Genomic DNA, 20,707 nt, shown 5'->3' with positions numbered 1-20,707 from the left:
TACTCAATACTACATTTAATATATTAACTAATTGTTAACAATTGGCTGACTCAAAGTTAATTATAGAATCCGCAGTTTTTATGCGTGCATAATAAATTTTTCAGAAACTTTTTAACATAATTTAACGATTCTTCATATAAAAATCGACTAAATCTTGAGTTGATGCATCGTGCTTAGAAGATTGCACATCACTATTTAGCTCATTTAATATCGATTTTGCAAGTTGCTTTCCTAATTCAACTCCAAATTGGTCGTAACTAAAGATGTTCCATATAATGCCTTGAACAAAGATTTTGTGCTCATACATTGCTATTAGCTTCCCTAAGCTTTCTGGAGTAAGCTTTTGTATTAAAATAGATGTCGTTGGTTTGTTTCCTTCAAATATTTTAAATGGTAATAATCTGTTTATTTGATCTTGAGTTAATGATTGTGCATCCAATTCAGCTAGGACCTCATCTTTGGTTTTACCATTCATTAAAGCTTCCGTTTGAGCAAAGTAATTAGACATCAATTTATCATGATGCTCTGAATTACCATGAAGCGATTCTATAAAGCCTATGAAGTCTGCCGGAATTAACTTGGTTCCTTGATGGATTAGTTGAAAAAAGGCATGTTGAGAGTTTGTCCCAGGTTCTCCCCAAATCAATGTCCCTGTTTCATAACTAATAGTGTTACCAGCTCTATCAACACTTTTACCATTACTTTCCATAATACCTTGCTGCAGATATGTTGCAAACTGACTTAGGTATTGTGTATAAGGAATAACAGCTTCACTTTCTGAATCAAAAAAATTGTTATACCAAATAGTTAAAAGTGCAGCTATTACGGGAATGTTACTATTAAAATTTTCAGTTCTAAAATGCTCATCCATTTTATGTGCACCATCTAATAAACTTTTAAAATTGTCGTAACCAAGGGCTAAACTGATAGAAAGACCTACAGCACTCCAAAGGGAAAAACGTCCACCAACCCAGTCCTTCATTGGAAAAATATTTTCTTCCTCAATACCAAATGCCTTTACACTATCTACGTTGGTAGATACTGCTACAAAATGCTTAGAAACAGCCTTTTTGGGTTGCGATTCTAAAAACCATGTTCTTATTGAGTTGGCATTAGATAAAGTTTCTTGTGTAGTAAAGGTTTTTGAAACAATAACAAATAAGGTTGTTTCCGGATCTAAATTTTTGATTACTTCTTTGTGATGATCTCCATCTATATTACTAACAAAATGAACATTTAAATGGTTTTTGTAATATTGTAATGAATCTACTACCATAGCCGGACCTAAGTCAGAGCCACCTATTCCTATATTTACTATATCTGTAATTGATTTACCAGAATAACCTTTATGCTCTCCACTAACAACTGAATTTGTGAAGTTTTTAATTTTCTCTTTAACCTCTTTTACTCCAGGAATCACATTAACTCCTCCTACAAATACTTCTTTAGTTTCTGCAGCTCTTAAAGCAGTATGAGAAACTGCTCTATTTTCAGTTTCATTAATTATTTCACCACTGAAATATTGAGAAATAGCATCTTTTAAATCTACTTCATTAGCAAGTTTTAATAAAATATCTAATGTTTCTTTAGTGATTCTATTTTTAGAGAAGTCCACATAAAAATCCTCCCATTTTACAGTTAGCTCCATAGCTCTATTTGCATTAGAGCTAAAAAGTTCTTTTAAATGTATAGATTTTAGAGTATTAAAGTGTATTTGTAACTCTTTCCAAGATTCTGTTGTGGTTGGGTTGGTGGATTTTAATGCCATTATTGTATATCTGTAAGTGGGTCTTCGGTTATAGTATTCTCGGGTTCTAAGGGTTCTGCTTCTAAAAAGAAAATATCGTCTAATCGTTGTCTTATTGGTTTAATATGTTCTAAATATTTAATCTTTAAACTATCTGAAATTGGTTTTGCTTCAGGTAATTTTTGCTTAAATGGATCTACCTGTTTTCCGTTTTTCCAAAAACGATAACACACATGCGGACCACCAGTATTACCAGTCATCCCAACCTTACCAATAACATCTCCTTGTTTAACAAATTGCCCTTTCTTGACTAAACGCTTACTCATATGCAAGTACTGGGTTGTATAAGTATCGTTATGTCTAATCTTTACATATTTACCATTACCACCTCTCCTTGTGGACTCTATGACTGTTCCATTAGCAGTAGCCAATATCGGTGTACCAACTGCTGCCGCAAAATCCGTACCTTTATGAGGTCTTACCTTATTACCATAGTAGGCAATGCGCCTTTTTAAATTATATCTAGAAGATATTCTACTAAACTGCACTGGTGCTTTTAAAAAGGCTCGTCGCAGATTCTTAGCATCTTCATTAAAATAATCTATAATACCTTTGATCGAATCAGTTTCAAACTGAAATGCATATAACGAATCTCCATTATGCTCAAAATAAGCTGCTTTCACATCATGAACTCCAGCATATAAGGTATCATCAATATACTTATCTGTATATATCACTTTAAAACGGTCACCTGGCTGAAGCCGTCTAAAATCGATAGTCCAAGCATAAATATCATCTGCCATTTTATAAGCTAATTTTTGACTTAAGCCTTTCTCTTCTAATGTTTCAGAGATATTATTATTTATAATTCCTGTTGCTGTTTTTTCTATATATGTAATTGGTTTGGTGCGCGTATAGGCTTGTATTGAATCTTCAAAATTTATGACTACATAATCCTCTAAAGTTTGTTGGTAAATAAATGTAGTTGGTTTTGGAAGACTATCATTGGCAGCTTCGCTCGGAAAGAGTAAAGTGTATGGTTTACCAACTTGAAGTTTTCTTGCTATGTCAAAGGTGTCTTTAGCCTTTTCGGCTATTTGATATATTTCTGGGTAACCAATATTATTACGTTCTAAAATAATACCAAAAGTATCACCTTTTTGAATAGTGTCTCTTTTAAATTTATAGTTTTTAAGATTAAAACCAAATTCAAGGATTTTCTCTTCCTCTGCAATTTCTGCAACTTCTTTTTCGTAAGCTTCTTCAGCCGAGTTATCTTCCTTACAAGCGAAAACAAATGCCACAAACAAGGCAATTGTTATTAATCGTTTTAACTGCATTAATTATGCTAATTATATATTATTTCCCCAATTTTCTAATTCTGTTTCTGTCCATAAATCTGGAAAGAAAATACGCTTTTGATATTTTGGATGCATGTACTTTTTCCAATCACTACCACCTGTTGCCTCACCATCTCCAATACCACTTTCAATATAATGCTTTGCTGCATTGTAATGAGCCATTACCCAAGTAACATTAACTGTATAATCAAAATGACGCATTGCTTTTATTAAATCTTCGTCCTTCTGATCCACTTTGGGTAATTCCTTAAAACGGGTCCAAAGATTTTTAGTGTTATACGTTTCCATGAATCTCAAAAACTCATCTTTATAACGTTTTTCAAAATTAACTAAAAGTGTAGATTTTTTGCCCGTTTTATGATCTTTTCCTGCAGCTTGCCAATATAAATGTTCAAAAGCATGAGTAAATGGTGTATCTCTATTTATATTTTTTCTAAATCTATAATCAATTAAATTAATTAATTCGGTTGATGAAAATTCTATGAGTCTATATTGAGCACTTTGAAAGCCACTTGCTGGTGTCAATGTATATCGAAACTTCATATACTGCTCAACATCCATACCTTCTCGCATAATATTGAAAGATGTTGTTAGCATATCAAAATAACGACTAATGCGCATAATTTTACCTTCAAAAAAAGCAACATCTAACTTCACTTTATTTGCTACTTGAGAAATTTCCCAAAGTATCATCTTAAAAATTAGTTCATTAATTTGATGATAGGCAATAAAAACCATCTCATCTGGTAAAGTTGTTCGCTGAATTTGAAGATTTAATAAGGCGTCGGTCTGTATATAATCCCAATAAGTTATTGGTTTACTGTATAGTAGACCATATAAGTGATCGTCTGTATCTTGGTCTATTTTATTATACTTCTCTTGAAGTTCCTTTATAATTTCGTCGAAGTTAGGTTGGTCTGGCATAGATTATTAGTCCTTAAAATTTTTCGGCAATACTTCAAAAGAGTGCTTTAAACCTTTAAATGCAACTAAATCCGCTCTTAATGAACCAACAGCTAAATCTGCTTTAATCTTTAAAGGCACTTTATTTTTATCTGCACTAACCCATAAGGTCAGGCTTTCCTCTTCCTTAAATACACGACCAGCCATTACGTAAGGTCTAAATTTTAAAGTTTTCACCTTTACATCAGTACCATTAATATCAATTTTTATAATCTCTCTTCCTAAATACTTCAGTTTAAAACCATAGTTTTCCTCATCAAAAAACATGTTTGTTTTTATCTCGTCACCTTTTGTTAGAGCGTCTATATCTATGCTATTTCTGAGATAATAATACATAGAGACCATATCTTGAACATCCTCTTCTGTAGTAATAGTTTTTACTTTTTTATGCTTTTTATTATTGATAGTGGCTTTTTTCTCCTCATGATCAAAATCTATTTCAATATCTTTTGTATGCCCACCTTCATCAATTTTTCTAATAAATTTATAAGGTACTCCTGTCTCTTTATCAAAATAGCTTTCATAACGATCTCTAACTTTAAAAAATGCATTAGCTAAACCCGTAGTCTTTCCTTTTCCTACAACATGAAAAACTTTTTTCCCGTTTAAAGATTTCTCATTAACCTTCAGAGTCGCTTCACCTGCTTTAAACCAACCACTATAGCTCATCCTAAATTGAAACCACTCTCCATCTTGGAATGCAGATTCTTTTTTTACGTCAGATGCTTGTAACCCAACAAATAGAAATATTATAGTAAATAAATGCTTCATAACTTAATGTTGTAAATGTAAATAATGTAACGCAATTTTTATGTTACAAGTATCTTAATTACAATTACTATTCCAAATCTAAAAAAACAATGAATTACAAACCAAAAACCTTGGGTTAATTTATTGTTTTATTCGGTTAATACTCTCATTTTTATTAAATCTACCATGAAACCACGAACAAAATAAAATTAATATCATTCAAATTGAATGAAAACGCCCTTATAATAAATAAAATAAACACTACATCATTTCTTATAATGTACCTCTTTTCGCTTGTTCTCTTTCAATCGACTCAAATAAAGCCTTAAAATTACCTGCACCAAAACCACGAGCTCCCATACGCTGGATAATCTCAAAAAATAATGTAGGTCTGTCTTCTACAGGTTTTGTGAAAATTTGAAGTAAATAACCTTCTTCATCTGCATCTATCATTATACCTAAACCTTTTAGTTTTTCGATATCTTCTCTTAACTCATGACTAAATTCTTCTAATCTTCCTGGTACTGCTCTGTAATATTCCTCTGGTGGAGTTGATAAAAACTCTACCCCGTTTGCACGTAATTGAGATACAGTTTTAATAATATCATCTGTTGCGACCGCAATATGTTGGACACCTGCACCCTCGTAAAAATCTAAATATTCTTCAATTTGAGATCGTTTTTTACCTTCTGCTGGTTCATTTATTGGAAATTTAATTCTACCATTTCCGTTAGACATAACCTTACTCATTAATGCTGAATATTCTGTATGAATTTGCTTGTCGTCGAATGATAGAAAATTCTCAAATCCCATAACATCTTCATACCATTTTACCCAAACATCCATTTGATTCCAACCTACATTACCAACCATATGATCGATATATTTTAATCCCGAAGCTGGTGGATTATAATCAGATTCCCATTTTTGAAATCCGGGTAAAAATGCTCCATTATAATTTTTGCGCTCAACAAACATATGTACAGTCTCTCCGTAGGTATAAATCCCTGCCCTTACAACCTCTCCATATTCGTCTTTTTCGACTGTTGGTTCCATATAAGATTTTGCACCTCGAGAAGTCGTTTCCTTATAAGCTTGTTTTGCGTCTTCTACCCATAGTGCTACTACTTTTACTCCATCTCCATGTTTTACTATATGATTATTAATTTTAGATTTACTATTTAAAGGTGTTGTAAGCATTAACTTAATCTTGTCTTGCGTTAAGACATAACTTACTGAATCTTTAGCACCAGTTTCTAATCCACGATAGGCATGCGATTGAAATCCAAAAGCTGTTTTGTAATAATGTGCTGCTTGCTTTGCATTACCGACGTAAAACTCAACATAATCTGTTCCTAAAAGCGGCAGAAAATCTTGAGCTCCTTCAAATATTTTTTCTAAACCGTAGTTTACATTTTTAACTTCTTTGGCCATAATAAATTAATTTATTTCTGATTCTTCCGTTTCTAATTCTTCCTCTAATAAGGTTTCTATATTTACAGAATCTTGCTCTATTTCTAATTCGTAATTATCACTCTCCCATGTACTGGTATCAATTTCTACTTCATAATCATCTAAGTCATCAAATCTCGAGTTTCTTTGCATTTCTTCAAATATACCAGATGATAACATAGTACCGTAAAATGTTATAGCTGCAATAGCTATAAGTACAATTACACCATTCATAACAATTGCTATAATGTTTATAATTTTAGCTGTATTAACATTACTTCGAGATTGGTGCGAGTAAACATCTGGATTTTCGCGATAATCTCTCAAACTTTTATTTGCCGTTACTAAACCAATTATTCCTAGAATTAAAGGCACTATTGCCGTAATACCGTAACAGCAGCATCCTGCAATACCTATTACTAGTGCAATAATTCCTAAAACAAGTGATAATGGGTCAGCGGATAATTTATTTTGATTCATTTCTAATTACTCTTCTTTAGTTAGTGCTCTAGCCAAGACTTAAAATAATCTTCATCAGCTATGCTCAAAGCTTCTTCGGTAACTTTTAATGGTTTAAAAGTATCTACCATTACAGCTAATTCGTCTGTTTTTACTTTGCCGATACTTCTTTCCATTGCACGAGGATGCGGACCATGAGGTATACCTGCCGGATGCAAAGAAATATGTCCTGCATCTATATCGTTTCTACTCATAAAATCACCATCTACATAATAAATAACCTCATCACTATCTATATTACTATGATTATAAGGAGCTGGTACTGCTAATGGATGGTAATCGTATAGGCGTGGTACAAAACTACATATCACAAAGGCGTCAGTTTCAAAAGTTTGATGGACAGGTGGTGGTTGATGTACACGACCCGTTATAGGTTCAAAATCGTGAATTGAAAACGCATATGGATAATTATACCCATCGTAACCAATAACATCAAAAGGATGCGATGCGTAAACCATATCAAAAATCTCGTCTTGCTTCTTTATTTTAATTAAAAACTCTCCAGACTCATTATACGTTTCTAATTCTTGTGGTTGACGTAAATCGCGTTCGCAAAATGGTGAATGCTCTAATAATTGCCCAAACCAATTTCGATACCGTTTTGGTGTATATATAGGTCTGTAAGATTCCACAATAAATAGACGGTTATCTTCAGTATCAAAATCTAGCTTATATATAATACCTCTAGGTACCACAAGATAATCACCATACTTAAAATCTAAATTCCCTAAATGTGTTCTTAATCTCCCTGAACCTTTATGAATAAAAAGCAACTCATCTGCATCTGTATTTTTGTAGAAATAGTCTTTTGTTGATTCTTTCGGTGCAGCCAATATAATATTACAATCATTATTTGTTAAAACGATTTTACGACTTTCTAAATAATCGTTTTCTGGTTTTACCTTGAAACCATGTAATCGGTAGGATTGTATATTATTAGACTTAGCTATTTTCGGAGCAACACTATATTGTTTTTTTATTTCTTTTACCTGTGTAGGACGCTGCTCGTGGTAACTATTGGTTGACATGCCGTCGAAACCTATTGTTCCAAATAATTGTTCGTAATAAAACGTTCCGTCTGGTTTTTTAAACTGTGTATGACGTTTTGGTGGAATCTCTCCTAATTTATGATAAAATGGCATTTTTTTGAATTTTTAAATATTAAAGTGACCTTGTCAACTTGGTTCAAGGAATCACTAACTTAATAGTTTTAAAGGTACAAAAAATGCGTGTTTATTCTGGATTCCTTTTAATAAGGAAGTGTAAATGAAGTTTTATATTTTGCCAGAATGGTTTCATAAGATTACAAATATGTAATATTTAATTGAGATAGTAAAATACTGAGATATTGAAATAAATTGAATACATCAAAACTTCGATTTTATTAAAACCAAAATCCAAGATTAAAGAACCAATAGCCATTACCCGTATCTGGTGAATACGTATACTTTCCTTCTAACGGACCAAGGAAAGTCTCTAATGAGTACCCAATAGCATAACCGCTGTACTCTGGAGAAGATAAGAAGTTACTAGACTCAAAAAGACCATTATTAATATTAGCATAGTTGGCTGCTAATAAAACGTGATGCTTTTTAAAAATTTCGTAATCTAATGTAAAGGTAGCCTTAACAAAGCTATCACCAGTTAGTGATAAATAATCATAACCATAAAATGACTGAAAGTTATTAATAAAATTATGACCAAACCCACCAAGACCAAAGTCTAAGGAATTAGTCGATTTATCACCTATTTTAAAACCCCCATTAGCCTCTGTTTTTAATGCCAACTTATCATTAAAACTAAATGCATAACCAATGTCTGCTTTCGCTATAGAAAATTCTGAAAAGTCTTTATTAAGTCCTGAAGCTCTGAGGTACAAATGAAAATTACCATTAAAATAAAACCCGCTTTTAGGAAAGTGTGGATTATCATAATCATCAAATTTTAGCGTGCCAAATACACCAAGGTAATCAGTGTTTTCAAAAGTGACCTCATCTTCTTGGTTGTCATCGATAATTGTTTCAGAAGTAATTTTTAGTCTTTTATGCTCTGCACCTAATCGTAACGCAAAATCTTTTCTAAAAATAGTCTGAAGATATACTTGATTTGTGAAATCAGTAAGATCAATATCAATTTTATTTAAACCCACTAAAAGCGGAGAATCATCAGAAAGAGCGAGTAGCGGATTTACATTTTTATTAAATTGATTGAATCGCGACTTAATACCAATACTTAAATAAAAACCTTTATCTATAAAATAATCAAAATTATACCTTGAGTTATCACCAAGAATAAAGTCTAAGGAAGCTATATCATTATTAAACAACAATCTCTGCTTAGTCAAATTAGCTAAGGCGGCACTTTTATATAATCCGTCATAATGCACACCTAATCTTAAGAAGGTTGTTGTTTCTGACTCTCTTAACTCACCTTTTAAATTGTAACCCGTTTTATTTAAACTGGGTTCTAAGTAATATCTAAACGTATTAAAGTTATTTGTCGCGATAAGATTGTTTATCCCTTTTTTAAAATCGGAATAACTTATTTTCTCATCTGCTTTAAATTTTAGTTTTCCTAATAGGTAGGACCTTGTATATCTTTGATTACCTCTAATACTAATTGAATTAATCTGTATACTGTCTTTAAGTCTAATATTTTGTTGGATAGAACTAGAATTCTGTTGGCGCCTTAATTGACTTAATTCGTTTAATTTAGCGTTAGCGGCAGCTTCCCCATTATTAATAATATTATCACCTTCACTAAAAGAAATAACGGAATAGTTGGTAATATCTGGTTTTATATAAATATCGGTCAACGATACTTTTTCCTTCATGGCGCTTATCGTGCGAAAGTTATTAATTTGTAGTAGAATGTCTGGTGCTGATTTTAATAACTCTCTATCCTTTAGGGCATCTTGCACATCAACACCAATAATAATATCCATTCCTTTTGCACGTAATTCTTCAACCGGAAAATTATTTGTTACTCCACCATCAATTAAAATATCATTTCCTATAACAACGGGTTGAAATAAAGATGGTAAGGCGGCACTGGCGGTAACTGCTTCGGGTAAATTTCCTTTATTCAAGAGTATAGATTCGCCATTTTCAATATTAGTTGCAATACAGAAAAAGGGAATAGGTAGATTTTCAAAATCTCTTATTTCATTTACAGGAATCATTAATTGATACAGTAAATTATATACATTTTGTCCACGAGACAAAGCGGAAGGTAAGTTTATCCTAAGTCTATCAAAAGGCAGACTCACTGCATATTTCTCAGAGTTTTCGCGTTCATAAAATGATTTAGCAGATCTAGGAAATTCATCATTAATTAAGGAACTAAAATCCTGACTATTAAACATGGCTTCTAATTGCTTACCGGAGTATCCTGTAGCATATAATGAGCCAATTATAGCTCCCATACTAGTTCCTGCAACGTAATCTATTTTAATCCCTAGACTATCTATAACTTTTAATACACCTATATGAGCAAAACCTTTAGCACCACCTCCACTTAATACTAAACCAACTTTAGGCTCTTTTAATTCTTGAGCAGAAAGCACATTAACATATAATGCTGTAAACAGCATTACGAAAATATGTAGAACAACCCTATAATTATATGTTTTAATTAATTTCAATTTATTCTTTATGGTAATAATCGTAAATTTTATTAGCTCGAGAAACGCCTACAACTGCTTCGAGTTCATCTAACTTGGCATTTGCTATCCTTTTTACTGTTTTAAAAGTTTTCATTAAATCAACAATTGTTTGTTCACCTACACCAGAAATATTTTCTAGTTCTGTAGTCAAAGCTCCTTTACTTCTTCTATTTCTATGATGTTCAATACCAAATCGATGTGCCTCGTTTCTTAATTGTTGAATAATTTTTAATGTTTCACTTTTTTTATCTAGATACAAAGGAATTGGATCATCTGGATAAAATAATTCTTCTAACCGTTTAGCAATACCAATAATAGCAATTTTCCCTCTCAAACCTAAAACATCTAAGCTTTTTAACGCTGATGACAACTGTCCTTTTCCACCATCTATAATAATTAATTGTGGTAATGGTTGTTCTTCTTCAACTAAACGTTTGTAGCGTCTATAAACAACTTCTTCCATTGAAGCAAAATCATCTGGCCCCTCAACAGTTTTAATATTAAAATTTCTATACTCCTTTTTACTTGGCTTTCCGTTCTTAAAAACAACACAAGCTGCAACTGGATTTGTTCCTTGAATATTAGAATTATCAAAACATTCTATATGCCTCGGTTCTTCAGACAAACGTAAATCTGCTTTCATTTGTGCCATAATTCGATTGGCGTGGCGATCTGGATCTACTAGTTTCACTTGCTTAAATTTATCCATGCGATAATATTTAGCATTTCTAAGCGATAGATCTAAAATCCTTTTTTTATCACCAAGTTTTGGTATTGTAATTTTTAAGTCGTTTCCTAAATTAACTTTAAAAGGAACGTAGATTTCTCTAGAGTTAGAATTAAAACGCTGATGTATTTCGGTAATGGCTATTTCTAATAAAACTTTATCAGTCTCTTGTAATCTCTTTTTAATTTCTAAGGTATGTGATCTTATTATAGAGCCATAACTTAACTGTAAAAAATTAATGTATGCGTAGGTCTCATCACTAATAATAGAAAATACGTCTACATTACTAATTTTAGGATTTACTATGGTTGATTTAGCCTGATAATTCTCTAGGACTTCTAACTTTTCCTTAATTTTTTGAGCATCTTCAAACCTCATGTTTTCAGCATGATGTCTCATTTGAATTCTAAATTGCTGTAACGAATCCTTAAAATTTCCTTTTAAAATTTCGCGTATTGCTGTAACGTTAGCATGGTATTCTTCCTCAGTTTCGTAACCTTCACATCCTCCTTTGCAATTACCTAAATGATACTCTAAGCAGACTTTATATTTACCAGCTTGTATTTTAGATTCAGACAGGTCATAATTACAAGTTCGTAATTGATATAATCCTTTAATTAAACCTAGTAGAGTTTTTACAGTTTTCATACTAGTATATGGCCCAAAATATTCTGAACCATCCTTTATAACTCTTCTCGTAGGAAACACTCTCGGAAAACGCTCTTTTTTAATACAGATCCACGGGTAAGATTTATCATCTTTTAATAAGACATTATACTTTGGTTGATATTTTTTTATAAGATTGTTCTCAAGAAGTAAAGCGTCGTTCTCAGTTTCTACAACAATATGTTTTACAGAAACTATATTTTTTACTAAAACTCTTGTTTTACCATAGTCGTGATGCTTATTAAAATAACTACTAACCCGTTTTTTAATATCCTTAGCTTTGCCAACATAAATGAGTTTTTCATCACTATCAAAATATTGATATACGCCAGGTTGATGAGGTAGCGTTTTTATTTGTATATCTAATGTTGTTTTTGGCATTAAATCAAAGGTATATAAAAGTTATAAATTTAGAGTTACAAGAACTTAAAGTTATCTGTATCTTTGGCCTCTTTTTACAAATTAAAACGCAATGACAAAAAAGGTATTGGGACGTGTTGATAAAGTTGATTTTCCTGAATTAGACCTAAACACTATCGATGTTAAAATCGATACTGGCGCATATACATCTGCCATTCATTGCTCTAGAATTAGAGAAGAAAACAATATGCTCTTTTGTACTTTTGAAAGCTCAGAACACCCTAACTTTAATAGCAAAGAAATTATATTTAAAACTTACAGTTATACCGATGTAAAAAGTAGTAATGGTCATCGTGAAAACCGTTTTAAAATAAAAACAAACATTGTATTTTTTAGCAAAACCTACAAGATTAACCTAACTTTAAGCACCAGAGATGATATGAAGTTTCCTGTACTTATTGGGCGACAGTTTTTGAGTAAAAAATTTATCGTCGATGTTGATTTAGAAAATCAGTCTTACAATACCAAAATAATATAATGAACATAGTAATACTTTCTCGTAATCCAAACTTATATTCAACCAAAAGACTCATAGAAGAAGCTGAAGCTCGAGGACATGATGTAGAAATAATCGATCCACTAAAATGCGATATTATTATAGAAAAGGAAAAGCCAACCATTTACTACAGGGACCGTTATTTAGACTATGTTGATGCTATTATACCTAGAATTGGATCTTCGGTAACTTTCTATGGTTGCGCAGTGGTGAGACAATTTGAAGAAATGGGAGTTTTCACTATCGCATCCTCCGATGCTATTTTAAGATCTCGAGACAAATTAAAAAGCTTACAACGTCTAAGTAAAGCAGGTATTGGGATGCCAAAAACGGTATTTACCAATTATTCTAGAGATGTTGAGGAAGTTATTGAGCATGTTGGTGGTACTCCCGTAATCATTAAATTACTTGAAGGTACTCAGGGTCTTGGTGTCGTATTAGCCGAAAGTAAAAATGCAGCTGAATCTGTTCTAGAGGCATTTAATGGATTGCAAGCTAGAGTAATAGTCCAAGAATTTATTAAAGAGGCTAAAGGTGCGGATCTTAGAGCTTTAGTTGTAGATGGGCAAGTTGTTGGTGCCATGAAACGGCAAGGTAAAGAAGGTGAGTTTCGCTCTAATTTGCACCGAGGCGGATCCGCTAATATCATAAAATTAGATCATGATGAATTAAAATTAGCAATGAATGCTGCGAAAGTTTTAAAACTACCTGTTTGCGGTGTAGATATGCTACAGTCTGGCAGAGGACCATTACTTTTAGAGGTTAACTCTACACCAGGTTTAGAAGGTATTGAAACTGCAACAAATAAAAATATAGCAAGAGCAATTATCACCTTTATAGAACGTAGCAGAAAGTAAAGATATGTCGGAAGATATTTTAAATATTTTAGGAGTTGAGGTTGCACCTGGAAAGAGTGCTACAGTTACATTTGAGGTAGCTAAACTTCATACTAGAAATACGTTAGATGTTCCTATAATTATAGAACGTTCAAAAAAACCTGGGCCAACTGTTTTAGTTACTGCAGGTATACATGGTGATGAAATTAATGGCGTGGAAATTGTACGCCAAATTATTGCAAAAGGAATTAATAAGCCAAAAATAGGAACGATAATCTGTGTACCTGTTATTAACGTATTTGGGTTTTTAAATATGGATCGTCTTTTTCCTGACGGTCGAGATTTAAATAGGGTTTTTCCTGGCAGTGCAAACGGTTCTTTAGCTAGTCGAGTAGCACATTTTGTTATGAAAGAATTAGTCCCTCATGTAGATTTTATAATGGATTTTCATACGGGTGGTGCTGATCGTTTTAATGCTGCACAAATACGTATTATAAAAGATAATCCTAAATTAACAGAATTAGCACATGTTTTCGGTGCTCCTTTTATCTATTACTCTCAAAATTTGAATAAATCTTTTAGAAATGCCTGTGAAAAATCTGGAGTACCAATGCTTTTGTTTGAAGGTGGTAAATCATTTAATATACATAGTACCATCACTAATACAGGTGTTAATGGTGCTAAACGTGTTCTTAATCATTTTGGAATGTTAAGTAGTAGGTTTAAAGCCTCTAAGCCTAAGGCAGAAGCTATTGTAATTGAAGATAGCAAATGGATTAGAGCAAAATATTCGGGTATGTTTAAGGCTACTATTTCTATAAATTCTAAAGTAGAAAAAGGCGAAGTTATTGGTAATATAACAGATCCTTATGGTAGTTTTAATTATTTCATAAAAGCTCCTAATAGTGGCTATATATTTAATGTTAATGAATCGCCTATAATTTATCAAGGTGATGCTATTTTTCATATTTCTACAAAACTAGAGGCATGATAAAATCTGAACTTAGAGAAAAATATAAAGTCTTAAGACGAAACTTGTTAGATACTCAAATTGAGGATTACAGTCTAGCTATTGCTAATCAATTATTAAAACTTAATATCTGGGATAAAACTTTCTACCATATCTTCTTATCTATCGAAAAACAGAAAGAAATTAATACTGCTTATATTTTAAATATTCTATCTGGCAAAGACAAGAATATCGTTATTTCTAAAAGTAATTTCAAAGATTACTCAATGACTCATTATCTATTAACAGATAATACCAAAATCAAGAAAAACAGTTATGACATTCCCGAACCTTTGGATGGTATTGAAATAAAATCTTCGCAATTAGATGTTGTTTTCGTTCCGCTTTTAGCTTTTGACAACTTGGGAAACAGAATTGGTTATGGCAAGGGGTTTTACGATAGGTTTTTAGCAGATTGCAAACCCGAAACTCTAAAAATTGGTTTATCACTTTTTGGAGCCGAACTCAAGATACATGATTTAAATACGACAGATATTACTTTAAACCTCTGTGTGACACCTAACGCTATTTATAAATTTTAATGCATTATAATCGATCTCTAGTAGCTATTGAAAGGTAGAGATCGCCCCAATTATTATTATTTTCATTGTTGGGTAATCCTTCTGTGGTTAAAAGCGCATCTTGATCCGTCTCGTCATATTTCCAAAGCCAAGCAGCAAAAGAAATTTGTTTCGTGTGAATTAAATTTAAAAAATAATCTGGATTCATTAAAACCCCTGAATTTACTGGTGCTACTTCTCCAAAAAAAATAGGTAAATCTAAATTTTGAAGATTTAAAACTCTTTCTTCAATATTTAAATTACTCTCTAAAAGCCACTTCTCGTAGGCGTGTATATCAAATAATACATTATTTGAATTGTTTAAGAATTCTATACCCTTATTAATTAATACACTTTCATCTTGCCCTTGCTCAGCACAAGGTATAAGAACGATATTTTCATTACCAGTATTACGAATAATATTATATAATTCTGCCATGGTGTTTAGCCAAATATCATCAGTATACCCATCAGTTCTATCAAATCTGTATGGCTCATTCCATACTTCAATCCACACATCTGATTGTTCTTTAAAATGATTTGCCCATTGTGACAACTTTGCTCTGTAAGCATCCCAAAATAAAGTTTCAGTAGGAAATTTACCAGTTAATAAATTAACGTTTTGACCATCCCAACCAAAAGGACATAAAATTGTAACTAATCCATTACTTCTATTATTATCTACTATAGATTGAAGTGAATGTAAAAATTGATTGTTTGAATCTTCTATAGGAAATCCTGAGATTGGATTTTCATTCATATTGCCCACAAACTCTCTTGCTATATTCAAATTCCATAACAGCATATCTTCACTACCAACTCCAAACGAGTGCAATGCATTTGCCCCAACAAATTGTTTACCAAAATCATTTAAATTTATAGCATCACCACTAATACTATAAACATTTTCTCTTAAACTATTATCATTATTTTTATTACAACAATAAAGTGTACTTAGTACTATTAAGCTGCCTACTAACCTGAAAACCAAACTATAATATTTGCTATTCATTACTCTTTAAAAGCTCTTTTATTAAAAACAATTAATATACCTATACCTGTACTTATAGCTATATCTGCCACATTAAAAACAGGATCAAAAAACGAAAAATGCTTTCCACCTATCAATGGAATAGAATCTGGTAAAACACCGCTCCAAATAGGAAAATGCAGCATATCAACTACCTTACCATGAAATAGGTCTGCGTAACCTCCATCCTCTGGTAAAAATTTAGCAACTTCAAAGACACTATCATTAAATAAAACACCATAAAAGACAGAATCTAAAATATTACCTAAAGCACCTGCAAAGATTATCGCAATGGCAAATACTAATATTTTGGATTTTTTATTTTTTGTAACATTGATAAGCCAAAATGCTATACCTGTTACAGCTATTATTCTAAATAAAGTTAAAATTAATTTTGCTGATTTATCAGAAATAGAAGTAAAAACATCGCTTAGTTTTGTTCCCCAAGCCATTCCATCATTCTCAATAAAATCAATATAAAACCAATCAAAAACCCTAAAGTTTTCATTTAGTTGAAAATGAGTTTTAATATATATTTTACTGATTTGGTCTATCAATAAAATAACAATAATTATGATTGCTGCTTTTTTTAAAGACATAATAAAAAAGCTTTGAAATTAGTTGTCCAAAGCTTTGTGTTTTTTTCTGTTAAAATTGAAAGTAATATTATTTCTGCATATTTTTTGCTTCAATACTTAAGGTTGCATGAGGTACTAATTTTAAACGCTCCTTATTTATTAATTTGCCTGTCACTCTACAGACACCATAAGTCTTATTTTCAATACGAATAATTGCATTTTTCAAATCGCGTATAAATTTTTCTTGACGAATTGCTAGAGCAGAATTAGACTCTTTACTCATAACCGCACTCCCTTCATCAAAAGCTTTAAATGTTGGCGATGTGTCTTCTGTGCCATTATTATGATCATTCATATAAGCACTTTTTATTAATTCTAGATCGTGCTTTGCTTTATCTATTTTTTCATTAATTAGTTCTTTAAATTCCTCTAAGTCCTTATCCGAATATCTGTTTATAGAATCTTTTGCCATTTGTTTTAGTGTTTTTGAATGAATAGTTTAGTATTGACTTCATCGAAAGCAATTTCTATACCATTTTCTATGCTATCCATAATTTTTAAATCTTCTGTTAATGTTTCTGATTTAATATAATCTTCATTTGAAGCAATTGCTTCTGCCACGAGTGCATCGTTTTGAAATTGTACATCAATTCTATCTGTAACTTCAAATCCTGAGTCTTTACGTAAATTTTGTATGCGGTTTACGAGTTCACGAGCAACTCCCTCCTTACGTAATTCTTCATTAATTGTAACATCTAAAGCCACTGTTAAAGCACCTTCATTAGCTACAAGCCAGCCCTCTATATCTTGTGATGTAATTTCTACATCTTCAAGTCCTAATGTAATCGTTTTTCCTGAAACTTCAATGTTAATTTCACCACTTTGCTCAACATTTTTTATATCATCTGCATTAAAACCACTTATTGCACTAGCTATTAGCTTCATTTCTTTACCAAATTTAGGCCCTAAAGTTTTAAAATTAGGTTTTATTTGCTTCACCAAAATATCTGAAGCATCTTCTAGTAGCTCTATTTCCTTTATATTAACCTCGTGCTTTATTAAATTTTCAACGGCTTCAATTTCCTCCTTTTGTTGTCGATTGTCAACCGGAATCATAATTTTCTGTAATGGTTGACGCACTTTAATCTTCTCTTTAGCTCTCAACGATAATACCAACGAACATATTGTTTGTGCGCTCTCCATTTTTCTTTCTAATACTTTATCTATAGCACTAGTATTAACATGAGGAAATTCTGATAAGTGAACACTTTCAAAATCCTCTTTTTGAGTTACGGCATTAAGATCTTGATATAAACGATCCATGAAAAATGGTGCAATTGGAGCTCCAAGTTTTGCAATCGTTTCCATACACATATATAAAGTTTGATATGCAGAAATTTTATCTGCTTGGTAATCTCCTTTCCAGAAACGTCTCCTACTTAAGCGCACATACCAGTTACTTAAATAATCTTGTGTAAAATCTGAAATTGCTCTTGCGGCTTTCGTTGGCTCATATTCTTCGTAGAATTTATCTACTTTTTGTATTAAAGTATTTAATTCAGATAAAATCCAACGGTCAATTTCTGGTCGCTCTTCTAATGCAATATCTGCTTCGCTATAATTGAAACCATCTATATTAGTATAAAGCGTAAAGAAGGAATAGGTATTATAAAGTGTTCCAAAAAACTTACGACTAACTTCGGCAATTCCATCACTGTCAAACTTTAAGTTATCCCATGGATTGGCATTCATTATCATATACCAACGTGTAGCATCTGCACCATATTTTGATAAAGTTTCAAAAGGGTCAGTTGCGTTACCTAAACGCTTCGACATCTTCTGTCCGTTTTTATCTAAAACTAAACCATTTGAGACTACATTTTTATAGGCAACAGAGTCAAACACCATTGTACCGATAGCATGAAGCGTATAGAACCATCCACGTGTTTGGTCTACACCTTCCGCGATAAAATCTGCAGGAAACGCTTCATTATTATCAATCAGGTTTTTATTCTCAAATGGATAATGCCACTGTGCGTATGGCATAGAACCAGAATCGAACCAAACATCTATTAAATCGCTTTCGCGATTCATTGGTTTCCCTGAAGGAGATACTAAAACAATTTTATCGACTACATTTTTGTGTAAATCAATGGTATCGTAATTTGCTTCAGACATGTTACCGACTTCAAAATCTGCAAAAATATCTTCGGACATTACACCAGCCTTGACTGATTTTACCATTTCAGCTTTTAATTCTTCAACAGATCCAATGCACAACTGTTCTTTGCCATCTTCTGTTCTCCAAATTGGTAATGGAATTCCCCAAAAACGCGAACGTGAAAGATTCCAGTCATTTGCATTTGCTAACCAATTACCAAAACGTCCTTCACCAGTTGATTTAGGTTTCCAGTTGATAGTTGTATTTAACTCATGCATTCTCCCTTTTACATCAGTAACTTTAATGAACCAAGAATCTAACGGGTAATACAAAATTGGTTTGTCTGTTCTCCAACAGTTTGGATAACTGTGTTTATATTTTTCGACCTTAAAGGCTTTGTTTTCTGTCTTTAATTTAATTGCAAGTTCAACATCTATAGAACGTTCTGGCGCTTCACCATCACTATAATATTCGTTTTTAACATATTTACCACCAAATTCATCTAATTCTTTTCTGAATTTTCCTTGTAAATCTACAAGTGGCACTAAATTATCATTCTCGTCTTTTACTAAAAATGGTGGGATTTCTGGTATGGCTTGTTTGGCAACTAAAGCATCATCTGCACCAAAGGTTGGTGCTGTGTGTACGATACCTGTACCATCTTCAGTCGTTACAAAATCTCCTGAAATTACACGAAATGCATTTTGTTTATTTTCAAATTCAAGGCTAAAATCTAATAATTGTTCGTATGTAATACCTACTAAATCTTTTCCTTTAAATTCTTTAACTACATAAAAAGGAATTTTCTTATCTCCTTCTTTATAGTCTATTAATTCTGGTTTTGTTTCAACTTGTTTGAATTTTCCATCAAATTGTTTGCTAACTAAACCTTTAGCCAAAACAACATTCATTGGTTTAAAGGTGTATTGATTATAGGTTTCTACTAAAACATAATCAATCTTTGGCCCAACAGTCAATGCTGTATTACTCGGTAATGTCCAAGGTGTTGTTGTCCAAGCTAGGAAGTATATATCACCTTCATTTTGTAAAAAGTCTGGCAACGAATCTTCATTAGCTTTAAACTGAGCTACAACTGTTGTATCTGTCACATCTTGGTAAGTACCTGGTTGATTTAACTCATGTGAGCTTAATCCTGTACCAGCTTTTGGAGAATATGGCTGAATTGTATAGCCTTTGTAAATTAAATCTTTCTCATAAATCTGCTTAAGTAACCACCATACACTCTCCATGTATTTAGATTTATAGGTCACATATGGGTTATCCATATCTACCCAATAGCCCATTTTCTTGGTTAAATCATTCCAAATATCCGTATAACGCATTACGGCTTTTTTACAAGCCTCATTGTATTCTTCTACTGTAATTTTAGTACCAATATCTTCTTTAGTTATACCCAATTCTTTTTCTACACCAAGTTCTACTGGCAGACCGTGAGTGTCCCAACCTGCTTTGCGTTTAACCTGAAAACCTTTCATAGTCTTATAACGCGGAAAAATATCTTTTATAGCTCTTGCTAAAACATGGTGCACACCAGGTAAACCGTTTGCAGAAGGAGGCCCTTCAAAAAATACATAAGGTGGTTTTCCTTCTCTAGTGATTACACTTTTATCGAAGATGTTATGTTCTTGCCAATAGTCGCCGACTTCATCCGCAACTTTAGACAAGTTAAGTCCTTTATATTCAGGGAACTTTGTGCTCATTATCTGCATTTATTATAAGTTTGCAAAATTACAGAATTTTGAGTAAT

17 protein-coding genes are annotated in these 20,707 nt (G+C 32.2%); 4 read left to right on the top strand and 13 right to left on the bottom strand.

Features of this window, described 5'->3' with window-relative positions; translation table 11 throughout:
• Window positions 1–121: 121 nt before the first annotated feature.
• From pgi to uvrC, 9 genes are all read right to left on the bottom strand, one after another.
• Entirely contained in the window at window positions 122–1,768 is a 1,647-nt protein-coding gene (gene pgi, locus ACFWU4_RS03310; RefSeq protein WP_411124839.1) for a glucose-6-phosphate isomerase, read from the bottom strand.
• Window positions 1,768–3,087, bottom strand: coding sequence for a peptidoglycan DD-metalloendopeptidase family protein (locus ACFWU4_RS03305; RefSeq protein ID WP_411124837.1), 1,320 nt, complete (start codon window positions 3,085–3,087; stop codon window positions 1,768–1,770). Before ACFWU4_RS03305 ends, pgi begins: the two co-directional genes overlap by 1 nt.
• Window positions 3,088–3,099: 12 nt before the next feature.
• The gene (locus tag ACFWU4_RS03300; protein WP_411124835.1) at window positions 3,100–4,032 is read right to left on the bottom strand and encodes a tryptophan 2,3-dioxygenase family protein; all 933 of its coding nucleotides are present in this window, start codon (window positions 4,030–4,032) and stop codon (window positions 3,100–3,102) included.
• 6 nt (window positions 4,033–4,038) lie between these two features.
• On the bottom strand, window positions 4,039–4,842 hold the full coding sequence (locus ACFWU4_RS03295) for a DUF3108 domain-containing protein (RefSeq protein ID WP_411124833.1): 804 nt from the start codon (window positions 4,840–4,842) through the stop codon (window positions 4,039–4,041).
• Window positions 4,843–5,094: 252 nt separating this feature from the next.
• Window positions 5,095–6,255, bottom strand: coding sequence for a 4-hydroxyphenylpyruvate dioxygenase (gene hppD / locus ACFWU4_RS03290; RefSeq protein WP_411124831.1), 1,161 nt, complete (start codon window positions 6,253–6,255; stop codon window positions 5,095–5,097).
• A 6-nt stretch (window positions 6,256–6,261) separates the two neighbouring features.
• Window positions 6,262–6,753 carry a CCC motif membrane protein gene (locus ACFWU4_RS03285; protein WP_411124829.1) on the bottom strand — a complete coding sequence of 164 codons (492 nt, stop codon included), beginning with the start codon at window positions 6,751–6,753 and terminating at the stop codon, window positions 6,262–6,264.
• 20 nt (window positions 6,754–6,773) lie between these two features.
• On the bottom strand, window positions 6,774–7,934 hold the full coding sequence (locus ACFWU4_RS03280) for a homogentisate 1,2-dioxygenase (protein WP_411124827.1): 1,161 nt from the start codon (window positions 7,932–7,934) through the stop codon (window positions 6,774–6,776).
• Between the two features lie 242 nt (window positions 7,935–8,176).
• A complete protein-coding gene (locus ACFWU4_RS03275) occupies window positions 8,177–10,384 on the bottom strand; it encodes a patatin-like phospholipase family protein (RefSeq protein WP_411124825.1) in 2,208 nt (735 codons plus the stop codon).
• 52 nt (window positions 10,385–10,436) lie between these two features.
• Window positions 10,437–12,230 carry an excinuclease ABC subunit UvrC gene (gene uvrC / locus ACFWU4_RS03270; protein ID WP_411124823.1) on the bottom strand — a complete coding sequence of 598 codons (1,794 nt, stop codon included), beginning with the start codon at window positions 12,228–12,230 and terminating at the stop codon, window positions 10,437–10,439.
• A gap of 91 nt (window positions 12,231–12,321) precedes the next feature.
• On the opposite strand from uvrC, the gene ACFWU4_RS03265 reads away from it, so the two are divergent.
• From ACFWU4_RS03265 to ACFWU4_RS03250, 4 genes are read left to right on the top strand one after another with little or no spacing between them, the layout of a single operon-like run.
• Window positions 12,322–12,747: an ATP-dependent zinc protease gene (locus tag ACFWU4_RS03265; RefSeq protein WP_411124821.1), complete on the top strand. Its 426-nt coding sequence runs from the start codon at window positions 12,322–12,324 to the stop codon at window positions 12,745–12,747.
• Window positions 12,747–13,622 carry a 30S ribosomal protein S6--L-glutamate ligase gene (gene rimK / locus ACFWU4_RS03260; RefSeq protein WP_411124819.1) on the top strand — a complete coding sequence of 292 codons (876 nt, stop codon included), beginning with the start codon at window positions 12,747–12,749 and terminating at the stop codon, window positions 13,620–13,622. The genes ACFWU4_RS03265 and rimK overlap by 1 nt, the downstream gene beginning before the upstream one ends.
• A 4-nt stretch (window positions 13,623–13,626) precedes the next feature.
• On the top strand, window positions 13,627–14,592 hold the full coding sequence (locus ACFWU4_RS03255) for a succinylglutamate desuccinylase/aspartoacylase family protein (RefSeq protein WP_411124817.1): 966 nt from the start codon (window positions 13,627–13,629) through the stop codon (window positions 14,590–14,592).
• Window positions 14,589–15,152, top strand: coding sequence for a 5-formyltetrahydrofolate cyclo-ligase (locus ACFWU4_RS03250; RefSeq protein ID WP_411124815.1), 564 nt, complete (start codon window positions 14,589–14,591; stop codon window positions 15,150–15,152). Before ACFWU4_RS03255 ends, ACFWU4_RS03250 begins: the two co-directional genes overlap by 4 nt.
• Window positions 15,153–15,156: 4 nt before the next feature.
• Here ACFWU4_RS03250 and ACFWU4_RS03245 read toward each other — a convergent pair whose 3' ends face one another.
• The 4 genes from ACFWU4_RS03245 to ileS form a co-directional block, all read right to left on the bottom strand.
• Window positions 15,157–16,182, bottom strand: coding sequence for a cellulase family glycosylhydrolase (locus ACFWU4_RS03245; RefSeq protein ID WP_411124813.1), 1,026 nt, complete (start codon window positions 16,180–16,182; stop codon window positions 15,157–15,159).
• Window positions 16,182–16,799: a lipoprotein signal peptidase gene (locus ACFWU4_RS03240; RefSeq protein WP_411124811.1), complete on the bottom strand. Its 618-nt coding sequence runs from the start codon at window positions 16,797–16,799 to the stop codon at window positions 16,182–16,184. Before ACFWU4_RS03240 ends, ACFWU4_RS03245 begins: the two co-directional genes overlap by 1 nt.
• Window positions 16,800–16,866: 67 nt before the next feature.
• Window positions 16,867–17,250 (bottom strand): TraR/DksA family transcriptional regulator, encoded by a 384-nt coding sequence (locus ACFWU4_RS03235; RefSeq protein ID WP_411124809.1) that lies wholly within the window; start codon window positions 17,248–17,250, stop codon window positions 16,867–16,869.
• A 5-nt stretch (window positions 17,251–17,255) separates the two neighbouring features.
• A complete protein-coding gene (gene ileS, locus ACFWU4_RS03230; protein WP_411124807.1) occupies window positions 17,256–20,660 on the bottom strand; it encodes an isoleucine--tRNA ligase in 3,405 nt (1,134 codons plus the stop codon).
• Between the last annotated feature and the right edge of the window lie 47 nt (window positions 20,661–20,707).

Origin of the sequence: Winogradskyella sp. PE311 (assembly GCF_046545555.1) — a bacterium.
Taxonomy (GTDB): domain Bacteria; phylum Bacteroidota; class Bacteroidia; order Flavobacteriales; family Flavobacteriaceae; genus Winogradskyella.
This window is presented reverse-complemented; position numbering and strand designations above follow the sequence as displayed.

What these genes read in the sequence shown, in the direction of transcription:
- rimK (WP_411124819.1), top strand. Translation starts at nt 12,747, where the DNA reads ATGAACATAGTAATACTTTCTCGTAATCCAAACTTATATTCAACCAAA.
- ACFWU4_RS03295 (WP_411124833.1), bottom strand. Translation starts at nt 4,842, where the DNA reads ATGAAGCATTTATTTACTATAATATTTCTATTTGTTGGGTTACAAGCA.
- ACFWU4_RS03240 (WP_411124811.1), bottom strand. Translation starts at nt 16,799, where the DNA reads ATGTCTTTAAAAAAAGCAGCAATCATAATTATTGTTATTTTATTGATA.
- ACFWU4_RS03285 (WP_411124829.1), bottom strand. Translation starts at nt 6,753, where the DNA reads ATGAATCAAAATAAATTATCCGCTGACCCATTATCACTTGTTTTAGGA.
- uvrC (WP_411124823.1), bottom strand. Translation starts at nt 12,230, where the DNA reads ATGCCAAAAACAACATTAGATATACAAATAAAAACGCTACCTCATCAA.
- ACFWU4_RS03275 (WP_411124825.1), bottom strand. Translation starts at nt 10,384, where the DNA reads ATGCTGTTTACAGCATTATATGTTAATGTGCTTTCTGCTCAAGAATTA.
- ileS (WP_411124807.1), bottom strand. Translation starts at nt 20,660, where the DNA reads ATGAGCACAAAGTTCCCTGAATATAAAGGACTTAACTTGTCTAAAGTT.
- ACFWU4_RS03265 (WP_411124821.1), top strand. Translation starts at nt 12,322, where the DNA reads ATGACAAAAAAGGTATTGGGACGTGTTGATAAAGTTGATTTTCCTGAA.
- hppD (WP_411124831.1), bottom strand. Translation starts at nt 6,255, where the DNA reads ATGGCCAAAGAAGTTAAAAATGTAAACTACGGTTTAGAAAAAATATTT.
- ACFWU4_RS03300 (WP_411124835.1), bottom strand. Translation starts at nt 4,032, where the DNA reads ATGCCAGACCAACCTAACTTCGACGAAATTATAAAGGAACTTCAAGAG.
- ACFWU4_RS03235 (WP_411124809.1), bottom strand. Translation starts at nt 17,250, where the DNA reads ATGGCAAAAGATTCTATAAACAGATATTCGGATAAGGACTTAGAGGAA.
- pgi (WP_411124839.1), bottom strand. Translation starts at nt 1,768, where the DNA reads ATGGCATTAAAATCCACCAACCCAACCACAACAGAATCTTGGAAAGAG.
- ACFWU4_RS03305 (WP_411124837.1), bottom strand. Translation starts at nt 3,087, where the DNA reads ATGCAGTTAAAACGATTAATAACAATTGCCTTGTTTGTGGCATTTGTT.
- ACFWU4_RS03255 (WP_411124817.1), top strand. Translation starts at nt 13,627, where the DNA reads ATGTCGGAAGATATTTTAAATATTTTAGGAGTTGAGGTTGCACCTGGA.
- ACFWU4_RS03280 (WP_411124827.1), bottom strand. Translation starts at nt 7,934, where the DNA reads ATGCCATTTTATCATAAATTAGGAGAGATTCCACCAAAACGTCATACA.
- ACFWU4_RS03250 (WP_411124815.1), top strand. Translation starts at nt 14,589, where the DNA reads ATGATAAAATCTGAACTTAGAGAAAAATATAAAGTCTTAAGACGAAAC.
- ACFWU4_RS03245 (WP_411124813.1), bottom strand. Translation starts at nt 16,182, where the DNA reads ATGAATAGCAAATATTATAGTTTGGTTTTCAGGTTAGTAGGCAGCTTA.